The organism is Acinetobacter sp. ANC_7635 (assembly GCF_056779945.1).
In genome coordinates, this window is sequence record NZ_JBWYIS010000003.1 from 106,699 (window position 1) to 126,976 (window position 20,278).

Annotated in this window: 19 protein-coding genes; 9 read left to right on the forward strand and 10 right to left on the reverse strand. The window is 38.9% G+C overall.

Translation table 11 applies throughout. The annotated features are described in order from the left end of the window. Positions 1–149: 149 nt before the first annotated feature. Positions 150–857 (reverse strand): M23 family metallopeptidase, encoded by a 708-nt coding sequence (locus tag AC1M89_RS05930; RefSeq protein WP_481591846.1) that lies wholly within the window; start codon positions 855–857, stop codon positions 150–152. 107 nt (positions 858–964) lie between these two features. Here AC1M89_RS05930 and AC1M89_RS05935 point away from each other — a divergent pair, with 107 nt between their 5' ends. Further along, positions 965–1,408 carry a DciA family protein gene (locus tag AC1M89_RS05935; RefSeq protein WP_035265826.1) on the forward strand — a complete coding sequence of 148 codons (444 nt, stop codon included), beginning with the start codon at positions 965–967 and terminating at the stop codon, positions 1,406–1,408. A gap of 97 nt (positions 1,409–1,505) precedes the next feature. Here AC1M89_RS05935 and lpxC read toward each other — a convergent pair whose 3' ends face one another. The 7 genes from lpxC to murG all read right to left on the reverse strand — a co-directional run bounded on the left by lpxC (position 1,506) and on the right by murG (position 9,602). Then, positions 1,506–2,408: a UDP-3-O-acyl-N-acetylglucosamine deacetylase gene (lpxC, locus tag AC1M89_RS05940; RefSeq protein ID WP_481591845.1), complete on the reverse strand. Its 903-nt coding sequence runs from the start codon at positions 2,406–2,408 to the stop codon at positions 1,506–1,508. Between the two features lie 123 nt (positions 2,409–2,531). Beyond that, positions 2,532–3,710 (reverse strand): cell division protein FtsZ, encoded by a 1,179-nt coding sequence (gene ftsZ, locus AC1M89_RS05945; protein ID WP_035265829.1) that lies wholly within the window; start codon positions 3,708–3,710, stop codon positions 2,532–2,534. Positions 3,711–3,873: 163 nt separating this feature from the next. Next, positions 3,874–5,136, reverse strand: coding sequence for a cell division protein FtsA (gene ftsA / locus AC1M89_RS05950; protein WP_035265831.1), 1,263 nt, complete (start codon positions 5,134–5,136; stop codon positions 3,874–3,876). 61 nt (positions 5,137–5,197) lie between these two features. Next, the gene (locus AC1M89_RS05955) at positions 5,198–6,052 is read right to left on the reverse strand and encodes a cell division protein FtsQ/DivIB (RefSeq protein WP_035265833.1); all 855 of its coding nucleotides are present in this window, start codon (positions 6,050–6,052) and stop codon (positions 5,198–5,200) included. A 3-nt stretch (positions 6,053–6,055) separates the two neighbouring features. Next, on the reverse strand, positions 6,056–6,985 hold the full coding sequence (locus AC1M89_RS05960; RefSeq protein WP_481591844.1) for a D-alanine--D-alanine ligase: 930 nt from the start codon (positions 6,983–6,985) through the stop codon (positions 6,056–6,058). Between the two features lie 55 nt (positions 6,986–7,040). Next, positions 7,041–8,489 (reverse strand): UDP-N-acetylmuramate--L-alanine ligase, encoded by a 1,449-nt coding sequence (murC, locus tag AC1M89_RS05965; protein ID WP_180028490.1) that lies wholly within the window; start codon positions 8,487–8,489, stop codon positions 7,041–7,043. A gap of 15 nt (positions 8,490–8,504) precedes the next feature. Then, complete coding sequence (murG, locus tag AC1M89_RS05970) at positions 8,505–9,602, reverse strand: undecaprenyldiphospho-muramoylpentapeptide beta-N-acetylglucosaminyltransferase (RefSeq protein ID WP_481591843.1); 1,098 nt, start codon at positions 9,600–9,602, stop codon at positions 8,505–8,507. Positions 9,603–9,995: 393 nt separating this feature from the next. On the opposite strand from murG, the gene AC1M89_RS05975 reads away from it, so the two are divergent. After that, complete coding sequence (locus tag AC1M89_RS05975; RefSeq protein ID WP_481591842.1) at positions 9,996–11,213, forward strand: MFS transporter; 1,218 nt, start codon at positions 9,996–9,998, stop codon at positions 11,211–11,213. Positions 11,214–11,232: 19 nt separating this feature from the next. Here AC1M89_RS05975 and gshB read toward each other — a convergent pair whose 3' ends face one another. Together gshB and AC1M89_RS05985 are read right to left on the reverse strand one after the other, a co-directional pair. Next, complete coding sequence (gene gshB / locus AC1M89_RS05980; RefSeq protein ID WP_481614035.1) at positions 11,233–12,171, reverse strand: glutathione synthase; 939 nt, start codon at positions 12,169–12,171, stop codon at positions 11,233–11,235. A 132-nt stretch (positions 12,172–12,303) separates the two neighbouring features. After that, positions 12,304–13,197: a LysO family transporter gene (locus tag AC1M89_RS05985; protein ID WP_481614036.1), complete on the reverse strand. Its 894-nt coding sequence runs from the start codon at positions 13,195–13,197 to the stop codon at positions 12,304–12,306. Between the two features lie 243 nt (positions 13,198–13,440). On the opposite strand from AC1M89_RS05985, the gene AC1M89_RS05990 reads away from it, so the two are divergent. The 7 genes from AC1M89_RS05990 to AC1M89_RS06020 all read left to right on the forward strand — a co-directional run bounded on the left by AC1M89_RS05990 (position 13,441) and on the right by AC1M89_RS06020 (position 20,092). Beyond that, positions 13,441–13,998 (forward strand): hypothetical protein, encoded by a 558-nt coding sequence (locus AC1M89_RS05990; RefSeq protein ID WP_481614037.1) that lies wholly within the window; start codon positions 13,441–13,443, stop codon positions 13,996–13,998. 141 nt (positions 13,999–14,139) lie between these two features. Continuing rightward, complete coding sequence (locus AC1M89_RS05995) at positions 14,140–15,006, forward strand: hypothetical protein (protein ID WP_481614038.1); 867 nt, start codon at positions 14,140–14,142, stop codon at positions 15,004–15,006. A gap of 249 nt (positions 15,007–15,255) precedes the next feature. Continuing rightward, complete coding sequence (locus tag AC1M89_RS06000) at positions 15,256–15,867, forward strand: NAD(P)-dependent oxidoreductase (protein WP_481614039.1); 612 nt, start codon at positions 15,256–15,258, stop codon at positions 15,865–15,867. Positions 15,868–16,014: 147 nt separating this feature from the next. Further along, positions 16,015–16,638, forward strand: a complete 624-nt coding sequence (locus AC1M89_RS06005) for a LysE family translocator (protein WP_481614040.1) — start codon at positions 16,015–16,017, stop codon at positions 16,636–16,638. 413 nt (positions 16,639–17,051) lie between these two features. Beyond that, positions 17,052–17,399, forward strand: coding sequence for a hypothetical protein (locus AC1M89_RS06010; protein WP_081401042.1), 348 nt, complete (start codon positions 17,052–17,054; stop codon positions 17,397–17,399). A 49-nt stretch (positions 17,400–17,448) separates the two neighbouring features. Continuing rightward, entirely contained in the window at positions 17,449–19,191 is a 1,743-nt protein-coding gene (locus tag AC1M89_RS06015) for a multicopper oxidase domain-containing protein (protein ID WP_481588795.1), read from the forward strand. Continuing rightward, complete coding sequence (locus AC1M89_RS06020) at positions 19,178–20,092, forward strand: copper resistance protein B (protein ID WP_481614041.1); 915 nt, start codon at positions 19,178–19,180, stop codon at positions 20,090–20,092. Before AC1M89_RS06015 ends, AC1M89_RS06020 begins: the two co-directional genes overlap by 14 nt. Positions 20,093–20,278: the final 186 nt, after the last annotated feature.

The following is a 20,278-nucleotide window of genomic DNA, read 5'->3' on the forward strand; positions in this document are numbered from 1 at the left end:
ATATTGCTGTTTTTTTATACAAAGCTTTATTCTAATCTTAAATTTAATCAGGTGACCTGACAGCAAAAACGAAAATCGCCAAGACTCTGCTTGGCGATTTATTCAAACGACTTAACAATGGATGTGTATTAATGAGGTTTGATAATTAATTAAGGCAACATCGCTAGGTAAGTTGAAGGGTTTTTACGCTGACCATCTTTTACCACTTCATAATGTAAGTGAGGACCAGTACAACGTCCAGTACAACCCACATTGGCAATATGCTCACCAGCAGTGACTTTATCACCTACTTTAGCAATCAAACGTGAAGCATGTGCATATCGTGTGATATACCCATTACCGTGGTTGATTTCAACATATTGACCATAACCTGTACCCCAACCTGATTTGGTCACTATACCTGGACCAGTTGCATATATTGGAGTGCCTGTTGGTGCAGCAAGATCTAAGCCTGAATGGTTTTCAGCACGGCCGCCCATTGTTCGGCCGCCATAATTTGAACTGACACGACCAGTTGGAAGCGGGTGTGTCACTAACCATGAATATGCATTATTTGAAGAGTAACGATTTGAACTTGTCGTTGTAGTTTTTTTAGCAGGGTATTTACTATTAAGCAGCGCATTATTTAATTCGATTGGATCCGCCTTCGCTCGAACTGTCACATCGACTTGTGCTGTCGCTGGAATGTCCATGTCATCAGGATGACTATAAGAACCTTGTGATAGTGTTCTTGTTAACTCTTCCAATCGATCAGGATTGGAGGCTTGTGTGGCATCTAATTGAACTAAATCTGCAAATGCAACCGAAGCTGCTGAAGCTGCTAAAGAAAACGCTAATAAAATACGTCGCGTATACATATAAACCTCATTAAACTGTTCTTACTCAAGTCTCTTGTGTGATCTCTTCCTTGATATCGAAAGAAACAAGCGTTTAAGATTAAGACAAAACAATGTAGGAACAATGTATGTCAGAACCAAAAAATATGTTTCAACAAACAAGACAACACATAAAAACAGGAAACTTATCGTTTCTCACAAAGCAAGTTGCTGACTGGCAGAGACTTACAAAATTAATTCAACCGCTATTGCCCAAAAATGAACAATGGCAAGTTGTCTGTTATCAATACGGTATTTTGACCATCACCGGTGAAAATCAAGCCATGATTAGTCAACTCGGTTACCTTCAAAAACAGTATATTTCTCAGTTATCACAAATCCCTGAACTCAAAGATTTACAAAAAATCCAAGTTCGTCTTCGAGCAAAAAAAGAAATTCCCCAAACACAAACTGAAAATTCCAAAACTTCTTTATGTCCGACAACGCAAGAAATGTTACTCAACGCTGCTAGTTTTGTGAACGATCCTAAGCTTAGCCAAGCTATGATACGTTTGGCAAGCAATAAAAAGTAACTGGACCATTTGATTTAAACGTCATTCACTAGTTTAAAAGCGAATTAAGTCACACTTAACAATGTTACACTATAACATTTAACCTGAAGACAATGACTTAGATCACACTTACATATTGAATTGGACAAGACTTTTCGTCATCAAATGTTACAATTTCATAATTAGATGGATCACTCTGAACATTGCGAAGCAGTTGATTATTGAGTGCATGTCCAGATTTGTAACCATCAAACTTCGCAATAATTTGATGTCCGAGTAAATAAAGATCACCCACCGCATCTAATATTTTATGACGTACAAATTCATCAGCAAATCGTAAGCCTTCTTCGTTCACAACACCTGAATCATCAACACCAATTGCATTATCTAAACTAGCACCCAAAGCTAAATTATTCGCCTTAAGATAATCCAAATCTTTCATAAAGCCGAAAGTACGTGCCTCACTGACTTCATAAACAAATGTTTCCGTTGAGAAATCAATACTGGCAGACTGATATTCTTTGGCAAAGGCTGGGTGATCGAAATCAATCGTAAAATTAAGTTGAAAACCATCATGCGGATTAAAAATAGCGCGCTTATCGTCAATTAATGCTTCTACAGGCTTTAATATTTTTATAAATTTTTTAGGCGCTTCTTGCTCCATCAACTCACCTTGCATGAGTAAATAAATAAATGGACCGGCGCTTCCATCCATAATTGGAACTTCTGAAGCTGATACTTCAATAATCAGATTATCAATACCAAGACCTGCAATCGCACTCATAATATGTTCGATAGTCCCAACTTTGGCATTTTCTTGTACCAAATTTGAACACATAAATGCTTCTTGAATCAGCATCGCATTAGCAGGAATATCTACAGGCGGATTTAAATCAATACGGCGAAAAACAATACCCCCATCAGCTACATGTGGTACAAAGTTAATCATTACTTTTTGCCCACTGTGTAATCCGATACCACTCGCTTTCACGACTCGTTTCAGGGTGCGTTGTTTCAACATGTTTCTTCAATATTCATCTAAAATCTAGTATACGTTAGCACATTTAGCCATTGATAAAAATCAAAAAGGTGGCATAAGCGCCACCTTTTCTGTTTGATCATCGTAAACACATTATGTTACATGTTATTTACGCTGTTGATTTTTAAGATAATCTTGAATGCTCATTGGTGCAGATCGAGGCGCTGCAGAAGGCTCTGGGGCTACACTCTCTTGATTCTGACGTTTACTGATTGCTGGAACATCATCTTCATCCAAAGCAGCAGCTTGTCCACCAACTGATGGGTTTACACTCACTGGCGCACGGCGCTTCACTTCCGTTTCATTCGCATTACGAGTTAAACCTGTCGCAATCACAGTAACACGGATTTCATCACGCGCATCTGGATCAAATACTGTACCAAAGAAGACTTCACCTTCATCCAGATCAACAATTTGATTGACAACATCTGTGATAATTTCAGTTTCACGCAAGGTAACATCATTACCGCCAGTGATATTAATTAAAACACCCTTCGCGTTCATAATATTTACGTTGTCAAGCAACGGACTGCGAATCGCAAGACGCGCTGCATCTTCAGCACGATCTGGACCGCTACTCTTACCTTCACCCATCATCGCATAACCGCGTGTGCTCATCGCTGTTTTTAAATCGGCGAAGTCAAGGTTGATATGACCAGGACGCACAACTAAATCAAAGATACTTCGTACCGCATTAAGCAAGACATCATCCGCTTTGCGATAAGCATCTTGCATCGAGATATCACCATAAACGCTAAGTAGGCGTTGGTTTGGAATGATAATCAATGAGTCAACATGCTTTTCAAGTTCTTCGATCCCTTTTTCAGCAGAACGTTGACGACGACGACCCTCGAAGTTAAATGGAGTGGTGACAACACCAACCGTCAAAATACCCATTTCTTGTGCTATTTCAGCCACGACTGGTGCTGCACCAGTACCAGTACCACCACCCATGCCGGCAGTAACAAATACCATATCTGCACCTTCCAGATGCTGACGGATTAATTCACGACTTTCTTCTGCTGCAATTTGACCGACATCAGGATTTGCTCCTGCACCTAGTCCACGCGTACTTTGTTGGCCCAATTGGATTTTGAATGGCGCATTCATACGATCCAAAGCTTGTTTATCTGTATTTGCACAAACAAATTTCACGCCTTTGATATCAGATTGCACCATGTGTTGTACGGCATTACCACCACCGCCACCAACACCAAACACAGTAAAACGGGCTTGACCGTTATTATCGGTTTGTTCATCTTCTAAAAATTCAAATGAAGCCATGACCTTAACTTTTCCTAATAAATTTGGCAGTCACTTAAGCCCGTATACTGCCTTGATCTTCAATAATAAAAATTTGTTTTTAGGATGCGTTGCAATCACATTCTTGTCAAGCACATGAAGTTGCTCTTACAAGTTGCAAACAATACTCCCTTAAAAACTAAACTTAAAAAATACCTTTCAATTTGTTATTAAACGCATTCCAACCATTCGCTATGCGCTCTAATAATGGACGCTTATTCACTTCTTCAGGTTGCTCAACCGATTCTTGTAAATCGCTTTGACTAAATAACAGCAGTCCCGTTGCGGTAGAATACATTGAACGTCTTAATGCAGGTAAATGTTGATCATCCGCATATACTTGTAGCGGAGGGTTGCCTAAATGAGCAGAAACACCCAACATACGACGTGATAATGTGATCATACCCTCAATCTGACATGCATCACCACTTAAAACTACACCGTGGTATAAACTTTGTAGCGCACCACGTTGTTGTAACTCATCACGCACCATAGAAAGAATTTCTTCGTAACGTGCAATAATAATCTCTGATAGCTCAATCCGACTGATCGCCTGAGGACCATCGATCGCTTCAAACTCGATCATATGTTCAGGTTTGACTTGCTGTAAATCAACACAACCGTAAAGCAATTTGAGTCGTTCAGCTTCTTCGGTCGTCGTTTGCAATACTGCAGCGATATCACGCGTTACATTTTCACCACCACGTTGAATGGTGTGTGCTAGCACTAAATGACCTTCAATATAAACTGCAATATTGGTTGTACCAGCCCCAATATCCAATAAGCATACCCCATACTCTTTTTCATCTTTCAGCAATGCACCTTCAGCCGTTGCTAAACATGAAATCACCATCTTTTCGACAAAAATATTGGCGCCTTTCATTGCACGATCTAAATTTTGCATGGTGCTGATTGGTAGCATCATGAGTTGATAATGCGCCGTCATGCTATTTGCTGAAAGGTTAATTGGATTATGCACCCACTCAGGTGAATCATCCAACTCAAAACCCAATGGGACTGCACTTGCAAGATAATGATCAGAAGTTAAATGACTAGCTTTTGCCATTTCTAAAGCTTTAACCACTTCTGAAGTCGTAATGGTGCGTTCTGGATTAGAAATCGGTGTCCGGCCTGTCGCATAAGCACTTTGCAGTTCTGTACTCGGGATCGATACCCATGCCGAATGCACACGACACTCCGCCATATCTTCTGCTTCTTGTACCGCATTCTTAATCGCAGAGATCACCTTCTCAAGGCTAACAATTTTTCCTTTGTTCATGCCTTTATTTCGCGCAGTCGCCATACCGATGACCTGGATATTATCCGGCGCATGCACTTTACCAATTAGAACTGAAACTTTATGTGTCCCAATGTCTATCGCAACAACTGAGGGAACAGCCTCATTCATGATTCACTACCATTTTCTTCATTGTTTATATCTGGCTTATGCCTATTTTTAAAGCCACGTATTATGGCTTTGCAACTCTTGAATCTGCAATGTTAATGTCATTAATGGTTACAACAAACTGACCATTTATAATCTTTGGTGGTGTCGCATTTTTCCATTGAATCGCCAAGCCATTACGGTAACGTAAGTCAATCGCTGAAACTCTTGGCCAAACCACTTTCAGATCTGCTTGAGATAAGTGACTCAATCGTTGCAGTTTGCTCATGGTCTGATCCTGATCCACAATAATACGTAAACCCGAATCGAACTGCATAAACCATGTCCGACGATCTGTTAAATATAGCTCTTTCAAACGCAGATTCACTGGACTAAACAGTTGATTAATTTCATGATAACGTCTCATCATGACTTTTGACTGATCTGACGGACCATGCATAAGTGGTAAATTTGCGTGATTTCTAGAATATGCCTCTGTATACACCACACCCTGATCACTTAACAGACGTCCTGTTCCCCAACGCGCAATCGGATGTTTCGGAATAACACGAACCTTAATACCGTCTGGCCAAGCTCTAGAAATGACCACTCGATCTACCCAAGAAATCTCTAATGCCTTATCACGAATTTGCTCAAGATCAGCAGTAAAATAATTGCCTGTAATGGTAGGCATTAACTGCTGTTTCACTTGACTAATTTCAGGCTCGGCTTGCAGACCAACCACATCCAAAGATGCTACCTTTGCACTGGTCATGACGCTATATAAGCCATAAATGCCGACCAAAAGTACACAACATGCAAAAATAAGCATGACCCAACCACCCGCATTAATCATTTTCTCTTTGCGAGTCGGTGGTTTGTCATGAATCGATGTAATCGCCGCACGTTTGCGACGCATCGATGGAGGTAGTTGAGCCATAACTTAGTGTGATTCTTTCGCTAAGGTTTGCTCTAAAATAGCCAAACACAAATCTTCAAAACTATAACCTACTGCTTGAGCTGCTTTTGGTACCAATGAATGACTGGTCATGCCTGGAACAGTATTCACTTCTAGCAACCAAAATTGACCTTGCTCGTCCTGCATAGCATCAATTCTACCCCAACCACTTGCCCCAACAGCTTGAAACGCTCGTAAGCAAAGCGCTTGTAAACTTCTTTCTTCAGCTTCACTCAAACCACAAGGGATACCATATTCAACATCATTGCGTTGGTATTTAGCTTCATAGTCATAAAAGGCTACATCGGCTGGAGGTTGTAAACGGATGACTGGTAATGGTTGTCCATTTAAAAATGAAATCGTAAATTCACGACCTGTAATCCACTTCTCAGCCATGACCACGGCATCATGTTGAGTGGCTTTTTTAATTGCTTCAGCTAAATCCTCTGCTTTCTCAACCTTACTCATGCCTACACTCGAGCCTTCGTGCACGGGTTTGATAATCAGTGGTAATCCAAGCTCTGCAACGAGTGCTTGTGCATCAGTATCTTTAGAAACAATGCGGTATGGTGCTGTAGGAAGTTCAGAACCTTGCCAAATTTGCTTGGTCTTTACTTTATCCATTCCAATAGCCGACCCCTGCACACCAGTTCCAGTATATGGAATATTTAACCACTCTAATGCGCCTTGGATTTGACCATCTTCTCCACCACGACCATGTAACACAATAAATGCACGATCGTAATTTACCAATTCAGTCACACTGCGTTCTTGAGGGTCAAAACCCTCTGCATTCACCCCTGAACGTACCAATGCTTCAAGTACAGCCTTACCACTATCTAATGACACCTCACGCTCTGCAGATTTACCACCAAGCAATACAGCAACTTTGCCGAATTTAGAAGCATTTGACACGTTTAGTTCCTTAAACTTATAAAATTTTCAATTTAGCCAAATCATCAAACGACGATTATTTTAAATAGAGCTGGTTCTGAGCAAGCTCAATTGAAATTGCTCCAACGTTACCCGCACCTTGAGTCAATAACAAGTCATTTGCTTGTAACACTTTTTGTATCACATTTGGCAAATTCCCTTCTACTGGATCAATCAAGATTGGTTCAACATCACCACGCAATCGGATACTTCTTGCCAATGAGCGACTATCTGCACCAACAATCGGCTTTTCACCTGCAGAATATACTTCTAATAGCAGTAATTGATCGACTTGTGACAAGACATCAACGAAATCATCAAAACAATCACGTGTACGGCTAAAACGGTGAGGTTGGAACATCATCACAAGTCTACGATCAGGATGACTTGCACGCGCAGCTTTAATCGTTGCTTCAACTTCTTTTGGATGGTGACCATAATCATCAACCAGTTTGACCGTTCCATCACCTAACTCAAATTCACCTTGAATTTGGAAACGACGCCCTACACCACTAAAACTTTCTAAAGCACGAGCGATTGCAGCATCAGATACACCTTCATCAGTTGCCACACCAATCGCAGCTAACGCATTAAGGATGTTATGCAAACCAGGCATATTAATGGTTAACTTGAGTGGCTCTTTGTTTTTACGAAGCACAGTAAAATGTGATTGCATCCCTTCTTGTACCACATCTACAGCACGAATATCGTTATCTTCGTTAAAACCATAAGTTAAAACAGGTCGACCAATACGTGGCATGATTTCACGAATATTTTGATCATCGCCACACACTACGGCTAAACCGTAGAATGGAAGCTTCTGCAAGAATTGAACAAAAGTATCTTTCAACACATCGAAGCTACCACCATAAGTGTCCATATGATCAGCATCAATGTTGGTGACAATAGCGGCCATTGGTTCTAAATATAGGAATGAAGCATCAGATTCATCTGCTTCAGCTACAATATAACGACTCGCACCTAAAGCAGCATTTACTCCAGAGCGATTAAGCAAACCACCAATCACGTATGTCGGATCCATGTTTTCTTCAGCAAGCATACAGGTCACCAAACTTGTCGTAGTGGTTTTACCATGTGTACCTGCAACCGCAATACCATGACGGTAACGCATCAACTCGCCCAACATTTCCGCACGACGAACTACAGGGATACGTGTTTCAATCGCTGCTTTAATTTCTGGATTTTCTTGGTCAATCGCAGTCGATACAACCAATACATTCGCACCGTTAATATTATCAGCAGCGTGTCCGATATGAACTTTAATGCCATTTTCTTCAAGCTGTGCAGTGGTTTTAGAGGCTTTAATATCCGACCCTGAAACTTTATAGCCTTGGTTTTTTAAGACTTCCGCAATCCCGCACATTCCTGCACCACCAATACCCACAAAATGGATATGCTTGATACGGCGCATTTCAGGAATTTTAATCAGGTTTTTTGCTTTATCAGCTGGGTTCGTTGAAGACATAATTTTCTCTAAAACTTACAAATCTTGAATTAAACCAACCACACGCTGAGTTGCATCTGGTTGAGCTTGTTGACGTGCTTTAACAGCCATTTCCGTCAACAATGTACGGTTCATGAGTGGCAATAAAACTGCTTTTAATGAATCAGGAGTGAGTGTCGCTTGTGGACAAATTTTTGCAGCATTAATATCTGCTAGGAATTTGGCATTCGCGGTTTGGTGGTCATCTACTGCACTTGGCAAAGGTACAAATACGGCTGCAACACCCGCAGTAGCAATCTCAGTGACCGTCAGTGCACCAGCACGACAGATTACAAGATCGGCATTGGCATAGGCTTCCGCCATATTTTCAATAAACGGTTGAACTTCTACCTGTAAATGATCAGGAGCATCGGCATAACGTGCCCGCGTGCTATCAGCATGATTTTGACCACACTGATGATAAACACTTAAAGGAACATCTAATTGTTTCAGTGCTTCGGGTACGCGCTCATTCAATGCTTGTGCGCCCAAGGAGCCGCCTACAATTAAAATACGAATAGGTTGATTGGCTTTTTCTCGCTCTTGATATCGCCAAGCAGGACTCAATATCGCAGAAATTTCCTTACGTACGGGATTACCTGTAGTCACGATTTTATGATTTTCTGGAAATGTTTTCGGGAATGCCTGACAGACCGTTTTAGCAACACGAGCCAATTGGGTATTGGTGAAACCCGCTACTGCATTTTGCTCATGAATGATGACAGGAATACCAAGAATACGCGCAGCCAAACCACCAGGACCTGCAACATAACCTCCAAAACCAGCGACTGCATCTACGTTTAATCGTTTCATATAGCGCATTGCGCTAAGCGTTGCTTTTAAAATTTTAAAAGGGGCTTGCAGCTTACGGACGATTCCATTGCCACGCACACCCTGAATATCAATTTGATAAATTGGAATTTGGTGATTTTTAAGCAAGCGGTTTTCCATACCTGAAGGCGTTGCCAACCATGACACTTCGACACCTTGCTGTTGTAATTCCTGAGCAACTGCTAGGGCAGGAAATACATGTCCACCTGTACCTGCAGCCATCATCATGACATGTTTAGGTTGTTTATGCTGAGCTTGTGTCACGGTCTAATTCTTCAAATCTAAGAGCTAACAGAAAATTTTATATAAGGCATCAATTGTAATCACAATCGTATATCCATGAAAGTTTATTTACTTTTTTTCACGGACCCTTTAATTGTTTTTTTCATATGATTTCAGAGTTTAAACTAGATTTATTATGAGGTGTGCCTTTTTTATGTATTTTACCATTCGATCTAGTTTATAACGCACCAAAATAATGATTAATGTGCACATTAAAAACCACCACAGTATTGGCTCTATTGTTCCTTCGTATCTGCGCTACCACCATATTGGATATAAACTTATGTCTAAATGGTATGAGGCAATAGTTCTATTTATGATATTGCTATATCTCATTGAGATTCAGCTCGCGAATAAAAGGATTTTTAAACGCAAATGTCAAAAATATCATCTTATGACATTTGGATTATTTTGGCAGGCTACCTTGCTGCAATTCATGTCGGTAAACTTTCTGCTGTTATTCCAATTCTTCAAAAAGATTTAAATCTAAGTTTCACCCAAGCAGGCCTATCCTTATCACTGGTTCAAGGTGCTGGAATGCTATTTGCCCTGTGTATTGGTGCTGTATCTGAGAAAATAGGACTCAAAAAATGTCTTATTTTTGCACTCATTCTATTGGGGATGAGTAGTTTTGCAGGCTTATGGATTGATCATAGTATTAGCCTTTATTTTTTTCGATTTATGGAAGGCATTGGATTTCTCACCATTAGTCTTTGCGCTCCCGCAATTTTAAAACGCCTAAGCACGCCTGAAACCATGAATTTTAAAATGGGGTTATGGAGTTCTTATATGGGAGTTGGGGTTAGTCTTGCTATTTTGACCATCCCTGTATTACTCGAATGGCTCAGTTGGCAACACATTTGGGCATTATTTGGTGCCTTTTGTTGGCTGGTTGCCTTGATGATTTACCATTTTTTACGTTATGACGATAAGCAAACCACTGTAACGACAAGGGCACTGAGCACATCAACCTCCAACTCTTTTTTATCTATTGTTAAAGTCACCGTGACCCATCCACCCATTCTCTGTCTAGCCGTTATCTTTGCTTGCTATACCAGTCAATGGATCACACTCACAGGTTTTTTACCCAGTCTTTATGTCTCATTCAATATGGATTTAAAGCTTGCAGGAATTTTGGTGTCAATGGTTGTATTATCTAACTTAGGTGGAACCTTTGGCGCAGGCGTATTACTTCAAAAAGGCATAGCCCCTTTTAAATTACTTCAATTTAGTTTTTTAAGTCTAATTTTATGTAGCTGGGTTGTATTTTCACAACCCTATTGGTTGATTTTTGAGTTGCAATATTTGTGCGCTATTTTGTTTTCTTTTATCGGTGGCATTATTCCGACGACCGTCTTTGCCAATACGCTTAGATACGCACCACAGGTCAACGCAGCAGCATCCAGTATGGGCTTAGTGCTGCAAATTTCTGCATGTGCGCAGTTCCTTGTTCCCCCAGCAACAGCAGCTCTCGTTTCGTCTTCTCACCAGTGGTCCAATGCCGCATGGGTTACCGTAAGTCTTTCCACCCTAGGACTATTGACCAGCTATTATTTATTTAAAATATATACGCAAAAAAAAGAGCCTATTTAGGCTCTTTTTTGCAGATCAGCTAACGTCCAGCTTCCAAAACATCAAATAATGTATCTGCGATAGAAGTACCAAATTGTGCGTCTATTTCACGTATACACGTTGGACTAGTCACATTAATTTCTGTTACATAGTTTCCAATGACATCAAGACCAACAAATACCAGCCCCTTCTCACGCAAGAATGGTCCAACTTTAGCAGCAATCACCTTATCATTTTCAGTCAACGGACGTGCTTCACCACGCCCACCAGCAGCAAGGTTACCTCGCGTTTCACCATTTTGTGGGATACGCGCTAAACAATATGGAATTGGCTCACCATTGACCATCAGAATACGCTTATCTCCATCCACAATTTCAGGAATATAACGTTGCGCCATAATCGGTTGCTGCCCCATTTGAGTCAACATTTCCAAAGTTGAACCGATATTTGCCCCTGCAGCAGTTAAACGGAAAATCCCCATACCGCCCATCCCATCTAGCGGTTTTACAATCACATCTTGATGTTCAGCAATAAACTCTCGGATTAAACTTTGCTGTGAAGTTACCAAAGTCGGAACCTGCAGTTCTGGAAATTGTGTAGCGAACAGCTTTTCGTTACAGTCTCGCAAACTTTGAGGTTTATTGATAATCCACGAACCTTCACGTTCCGCTTGTTCAAGAATATAAGTTGTATAAACAAAGTTCATATCAAAAGGTGGATCTTTACGCATGAGCACAACATCGTATGCGGCTAAAGATTCTTTCTGTTTTTCACCAAGTTCATAGTAATGATTATAATCCTCAAACACTTTAAGTGGTGCGATCAAACCAAAAGCTTTGCCTTGATCGATATATAAATCTTCCTGAAGTGCATACCCTAACTCATGACCGCGACGTGCAGCAGCCCAAAGCATTGCCATGGTCGAATCTTTTTTGAGGTTTACATTTTCGATGGGATCCATCACCACAAGTACGCGCATGATCTGTTCTCTATTTTATCAATGAGGCGATTATAACGAAGTTTAGTGAACGATCTACTGATCTATCAAAGGATCAATTGTATAAATTCAGAGAAGCTCTTTCCTATTTCTGCTGAGCACTAGAATTTGGATTCATATCAAACTACTAAAAAAAATAATAAAAAACGGCGCAATGAGCGTCAGGAAAAATCCACTGAGAATTGCAATTTGTACATCTAATGGTGAACAATTGTTTTTTACAAAGGGTAAAGTCGAGTCCATCGCCGTGGCACCACATACACCAATGATTGGCTTTGGATAACGCTGACCTAATAAATACAACAATGCAATCGCATAAAACTCTCGTACAAGATCTGTGATCAAAGCAAAAGTTCCCTGCTCAGGTCCTAAAACTTTAGCAACTAAAGGACCAGAAAGAGAGAACCAACCAAATCCACTCCCCATCACAACGAGTTCGACAAAAGATTGAGTCATGATATGACTCGTCAAATAAGCCGCAATAAATAGTGCAATGATTGAAAAAAATGGCACTTTAATATGATTCATGGTGAGGGCTTGAATTTTAATCGTAGACAAATCCACTCCGATTAAAAAAATCAACACATACAAAAGAATCGCGCTTAACATTTCCCCTGATAAAGTCTTGGGTAATAGCCAATATAGCCCCATCCCGATCAACACCATTCCAATCGCAATCAAGCATTCGGTAATAGGTTTGAGCATATCTTTGAATGATTTTTGGTGCTCAGCCTTAAAGTGGCTACGATTAAATAAAAGCCCAAAGGTAATCACACTTAACACTGTTGAATAAATAAAAGCTTCAATTAATATTTTTGAACCGAGGTCTTTATCAAACAATACACTGCCAAATTGAAAGCCTATAGAGATGAGGAGCAACCACACCAAAAACGTAATTTGACCAACCAATATATTGCGAACTTGAGCGTTTGCAGCTTTACCTATGCCCCAACCCAATAAAAGAGAAATGAGAATAGGTAAAAGTGAAATTATTAAATTTTGAATCATAGTTATGCAGCACTTAATGTGTGAAGTATTCGATATAAGAATGTAAAGTTTGAAATTATAAAGTTTTATTTGAAACTCAAATCAATAGCGCTAAAGGTCTATATTTATAAATATTAGATAATTATCGAGTAGTGAAATTAAATTCTTATGTATTGTTACAACTTCAAATACGAATTACATCAAACGTTAACATCGTTGAATAAAACTAGCAGGACTTGATATTCCAATAATAGGTACAAGTCCATGATTAAAATAATTTCTACACTCTGTTTACTCACTATCAGTTCAGTTACTTTAGCAGCAGGCAATCCTACACGAGTCGGTGATGTACTCGGTCGAGACCTCGACGTTCCAATTGTTGGTGCATTAGGGCATACAGGTGTATATGTAAGTTCAAACAATATTGTTCAAGTCATGAACAAAACGGCATATGTAGATGTGGTTGAAAATGTCAGCTTAAGTGGATTTAAAACTACAAAATATTGGGGAGCAAAGGCCAAAACAAGTTTTGGATATAAATCTCCTTACTCATCTGCTGCTAATCAAATCACTGCGATTTCAAATCAGCAACGACCTCATGTCGCTTACACGCTGTATTCAGCAACACCGAACCCAGCTGTTCAAGTCTGTTCACAATATAACTCCAATGGTGCTTGTAGCAAATATACATGGCAAAAGGGAACGTTCCGATGTGACAGCTTTACGAAATGGCTCTACACTCAGACAGGTAATGGTAATCTAGGAGGAAGCACACCGCGTGGAACTTTCAACAGTAGCTTACTCACAATTACACGTGTGTAAATAAATCATTCCCATTATATTGCCTTCACATCTCTGATGTTGAAGGCAACGACAGCTTAATATTTTAATATTATGAATAAGAAAAATATTTTTTTGGTTATTTTGATCTTCGTGATCTGTGCAGTAATTTTATGGGTGTATTTGAAATCGACAGCCGATACGACTCAAAGTATATCAAATCAAAATAATAATACTTCGACGCTAAAAAGCAATGAAGATCGCGCGACTAGCTTGTCTGAAAATAGTGCAGATATGAAACTCAACACTAACCTACCCGTATGGGCAAAAAAGTTACTTCAACTGGATCAATCTGCTGCGAATCGAGAAGAAAAAATACATGATTTAATTCAGCTCCTTGAACAAAACCAGCATGATGAAAATGCAATAAAAGAAATCCTGACTCAACTTACTTCTCTCAATCCTTTAGAAGCAGCTGAACAAATTTTGCCATTTCTAACACATCAGAATCCTAAAATTCAAAGCTTAGCGATAGGTGCACTGAATAATGCGATGTTGCTGACTGATCGAGAACATGAACTCAAAAAATCCCTACCTGAAAATGATTTGATTCGACAGAAAATTAGTCACGCTTTAGAGCAACGTTTTCAGGATCCAAATTTAGATCCAAAGGTTAAACAAGTTCTTATTTCTAGCCTACCGCATACCGCATCTGTCCAAACTCAGCACAATCTTGTACAAGAACTTCTTCAACAAAATTCTATCTCACCAAACGAAGCACAATTTCTTTCTCAATATCTGCTAAATGGTCAGGGAAATAACACAACTTTAGAACAACTTGCGCATAAAAATCCGAAGATGATTGAAGACATTATTGCGAATTTAAATAATCAAATTGTCGACCAACCATCTATTGTTGAAGTTCTGAATAATGATCAAAAAAAGCAACTACATAATTTTATCTTACAGCATCCACCAAGCTCGAAAGATGAAAGCTATGGATATAAAAATGATATATGGCGATTTTCTTTAAACCAACTTCAACAATAAATAAAAGTTAGACTGGTTTTATATGAATATTTTTCAAGCTTATAATTACATAAAATTTACATTTAAAATAATTAAATAACTTCTCACTCCTATTTTAACTATAAATCAACATAGATTTAATACATTAATCTTTTTTATTTTAAGCTAAATTAATATTACATTTTAATCATTCATGATTTCATTTTTTAATCGTGATGACTAAATATTTAGCACTCCAATAATCATAGTTATAAATTTAATGAGGGCATTATGAAAATAGTTTTAATTGGTGCAACAGGCATGGCAGGTTCTCGTATTCTTGAAGAGCTTGTTTCACGTGGACACTACGTCAAAGCGATTGCGCGTAATACAAGCAAAGTTTCAGATACAGAGCGTGTGTTAACTGTAGATTTAGATTTAAATGATCAAGAAACACTTGTAAATGAGCTGAAAGGTCAAGATGCTGTAATTAGTGCAGTACGTTTCCAAGGTCTTGATATCAATTCACTTCTTAATGCTATTCGTGAATCAAAAGTTAAACGTTATATTGTTGTTGGTGGCGCTGGCGGTTTAACTGTACCAAATCAAAATGTGCGTGTAATCGATACAGAGGACTTCCCTGATGCATATAAAGCTGAGGCTGAAGCAGGCATTCAGTTCTTTGATAAGTTAAAACAAGTGGACGACATTGACTGGACCTTTATTGCTCCTGCAGCGGAATTCGGTCCTGGTAAGCGAACTGGTGAATATCGCTCTGGTAAAGATGAACTTATCGTTAGTGAAGAAGGCAGTAAAATCTCTGCAGAAGATTTTGCAGTAGCGCTCAGTGATGAGCTTGAAAATAATAACCATATTCAAGAGCGCTTTAGCGTAGGTTATTAATATTCAATAATATAATAAAAAAGGAAGCTTAAGCTTCCTTTTTTTATTATTTATTGCACTCTATGAAATATTTTAAATAAATGAGATGTATGAAATCTAAAGAGGTTGTAATATTCATATAAATAAAATTTAAAAATTAGTATTTTCATGAACTATCTTGAGTATTTTTTATATATTTTCACCGTCATTATTATGATTGCCACTCCAGGCCCTGTTATGATTTTGGTGGCCAGTACAGGTGCAAAAGGCGGTTATCGAAAAGCATTACAGACTATTTTAGGTACTAATGTTGCCTCACTATGTTTAATTGCGCTTTCAATTCTTGCACTTAAGGGTGTTCTGCATTTTAATGAGCATATTTTCAACGTCATCAAAGTCCTAGGATGTCTTTACATTGGCTATTTAGGTTTTGAAATTCTTAGAGAAACTTTTCAGCACAATCAAACTGCCTCTTCAAAGATCAAGCCTATCGATGGCGGTTTTTCCAAAGGGTTTTTAGTTGGAATTTCCAATCCAAAAGATATTATTTTCTTCACTGCTTTTTTTCCGCAGTTTATTCAAATTACACCAAATATAGATTTAAGTTTGACGCTGTTAATCATCACATGGATTCTTCTAGATTTTGTCGTACTATCTTTGGTCTATTTAGGTTTTAACGCTATTTCTCAACAACGTATTTATTCAAAAATCTTAGCCTTGTGTGGCGCGATCCTCATGACCATCGCTGGGTATGGGATATTCAGCACAGCGCTCTTTTATGAGTCTCTTTAACTTATTTAAACTACAATTTATTCCCGGGGTTTCTAATGATGCAACCCGCCATGATCGTCTTTTATTCAGAAGATAAAAATCATTGATTAGATGATTCTTGCCTGCGATCAGGTTATACATTTGATATACCCCACCGTAGCAAAATCGTCCTTGAGTGATGAGGTAACAAGAACTGAATGAAAAGTTGGGCATAACGTAAAAATGTAATTTGTGTGATGCAGATAAGAATTTCGCATAAGGTGTATTATGTTAATTTTAGAGAAACTACTAAATTATATTGAGTTGTAAATAGTTGAAATTCCGTTAAGATATTTTGGATTAAATTCTATTCCTAGATAGCATTCGTGTTGACTCATCTCTCCAAAAAACTTTGGTTTTGTTTTCTTATGGTTTTTGCCATAGGATGGAGTAGTGTGTCTGTTGCATCAGTAAAGATAATGCATATCAATATGCAAACTGAAATGAGCCAAGATCATTGTTTAGATCAAGCACAGCAAGTCACTCAACATGGTATTAATCACGAAGTACAAACGAATACCGATTGCCATAATCATTTAGCTATTAATCAGAATATAGATCACAAAAAGTGTCAGGAATGTTCTAGCTTATCCTGCCAGACACAGATCTCATGTCTTCATTCTTTGCAAAGCTCGCTAGATCCCCTAGATACCTTCTATTCTATAGATCAGCCTAATTTTTATTACCTCAACCAATATCTAAATGGGTATTGGCAAGAAATTTCACGTCCTCCTAAAACTTAACCAATTTTTTTTTAAAATTTATTTATTTTTCAAAAACTAAGGTTAAGTTATGTCTCATAAAATTAGTTCGTACCTATTAGCAGGTATTTGTTTTGCATCGTCGCCTTTGGTTTTTGCCGAAGTGCGTGAATATCAGCTTGTTATTGATGAAGCAGTGGTCAGCCCAACTGGAAAGCCTGTAAAGCGCATTACCGTAAATGGTCAATTTCCTGCGCCTTTGCTTGAGTTTGAAGAGGGTGATGAAGCCATCATTCGCGTGAATAATAATTTAAAAAACCAAGATTCTTCTATTCATTGGCACGGACTGTTGTTGCCGGGCATTATGGATGGTGTACCAGGATTTAATGGTTTTAACGGTATTAAGCCTCAAAGCGAGTATGTTTATAAATTCAAGATTCGCCAAAGCGGGACTTATTGGTATCACGCTCATTCTAAAGGACAGGAACAAGACGGCTTATATGGTTCTTTTGTGATTTATCCAAAAGGTAAAACACCATTGGCAGCACATGAAAAAGCTGAACGTGACTATGTGGTGATGTTGTCAGATTTTCATGAAAAAACCAGTGATCAAATTCAGAAAGATCTTAAAATTTCAGCTGAATATTATCAAGATCAGCGTGAAACCTTGGGTGATGTTTGGAAGCAGGTTAAACGTGATGGTATAAAAGCGACATGGTCTGACCGCAAAATGTGGAATCAGATGCGTATGCTAAAAACCGACATGTCGGATGTTACAGGTTATACCTTCCTCATTAATGGCAAAACACCTGAACAAAATTGGACAGGAATGTTTAAACCGAATGAAAAAATTCGCCTACGTTTTGTGAATGCATCTGCGATGTCTTTCTACGATGTCCGTATTCCTAACTTGAAAATGACTGTGGTTAGTGCTGATGGTCAGCCTGTGAAACCCATTTCTGTAGATGAATTCCGTATTGGTACGGCTGAAACTTATGATGTGATTGTGGAGCCAAAAGGTGGACATTATCAAATTGAAGCTGAGTCAATTGACCGTTCAGGTTATGCGATTGGTACGCTACACAATGAACTAAATCCTGTAACACACGGCATTCATATGCCTCAGCCACGTTCACGCTCGCTTTTGACTATGGAAGATATGGGACATGGTGGAGGTGATCATTCAGGAATGGATCATTCGAAAATGAACCATGGCGATATGAAAGGCACGGATCATTCACAGCATAGCGCAGTAAAACCGCAAAAAAATGATCAAGTGGTTTATGGTTGGGCAAATGCCTCTACACCTGCAGGTAACAAAGCCTTGCAATATAGCGATTTAAAATCGTTAGAGCCGCAAAAAGATACTCGTGAAGCCAGCAGTGAATTGGTCGTGCGTTTGGGCGGTACTATGGAACGTTATATTTGGACCATTAACGGTAAAAAATTTAGTGATGCTGAGCCTTTAAAAGTGAAATATGGCGAGCGTATCCGTATCAAATTTATTAATGACAGTATGATGGCGCACCCGATGCATTTACACGGTATGTTTATGCAGTTGGAGAATGGTCAAGAGTCGGTAGATATGCCAAATAAACACACATTGATCGTACCACCGGGTAAAACAGTTACGGCTTTATTAACTGCGGATGAATTGGGTGAATGGGCAATCCATTGTCATTTGTTGTATCACATGAGTGCGGGGATGATGAACAAGTTAATCGTGGCGAATGTTAGCGATGAACAAGTATCTACAATGCCAATTCAAGGTACAAATTCGACTCAAACTCACCAAGTAACTGAGCAAAAAGGAGCTGAACATGCACATCACTAATTTTGTATTGAAAGCGATTTTTTCTGTTGCGGTATTGAGTTTAACGACCTTAAGTGTGGCGCACGAAGGGCATCATTCAACCACTCAGAATAATGGGAAAAATATGCCATCAATGAATCATCAAGCCATGTCTGAGATGAATCATGTACAACATCAGGCAACATCTACGGTTAATCATTTACATCATGTACCAGATGCGAATACTCAGCAGAGTTCGCATTATGATCATCGCTCAGAACACGGTGCGCAAATTTATGCGATTACGACGGTGGATAATAAGTGGTTTGTCAATGAAGATGGCACAGGCGGTTTAAAGTCAGAGTTTGAAAGCCGTATCGGCACAGATGAAAATAAGGTTTTTATTAAAGTTCATGCCGATAAAGAAGAATCGCATGATGCACATTATGATGCCAAACTTTTATATAGCCGTATGATTTCAGACTTTTGGGATGCACAGATTGGTGCACGTTATCGCAGTGAAAAAGTTGAACTCGATGATCATCGCAAAGACACCGAAGAAAATGTTGATGCAGTGATTGGCTTACATGGTATGGCACCATATTTCTTTGAAACTGATGCTTATCTCTATGCAGGAGAAGACAGTTATGCGGGCTTTAGTCTAGAAACGGAACGTGATTTTCTGATTACCCAAAAGTTGATTATTCAAACTTATTTAGAGTTGGATGCGATCTTTAGTGATGACTCTAAATATGCGAAAAAAACTGGTTTAAGCAGTGCAACCGCAGGGCTTGAAACTCGCTATGAAATCAGTAAAAAGATCATGCCGTATATCGACATTGCCTATGAGTATTCAAAAGGTAATGATGAAACGTCGTGGCAAATAGAATCAAACTCTGAGAAAGGTTGGTTATATGGAGCTGGTGTTAGATTTAGATTTTAATTAATTTAATTATTACTAAATAGCTTTATTTAAATAAAACTCTAGCTTAATGTGGTCGGAAGCAAAATGTTAACTTATTTTGCTCCCTCCCTCCCATTTAACATAAAATCTCTTATGCGAAATTTTTTAGAATCAAAAAAAAGAAGCCCAAACTAAAAGTTTGGGCTTCTTTTATAACAATCAAAC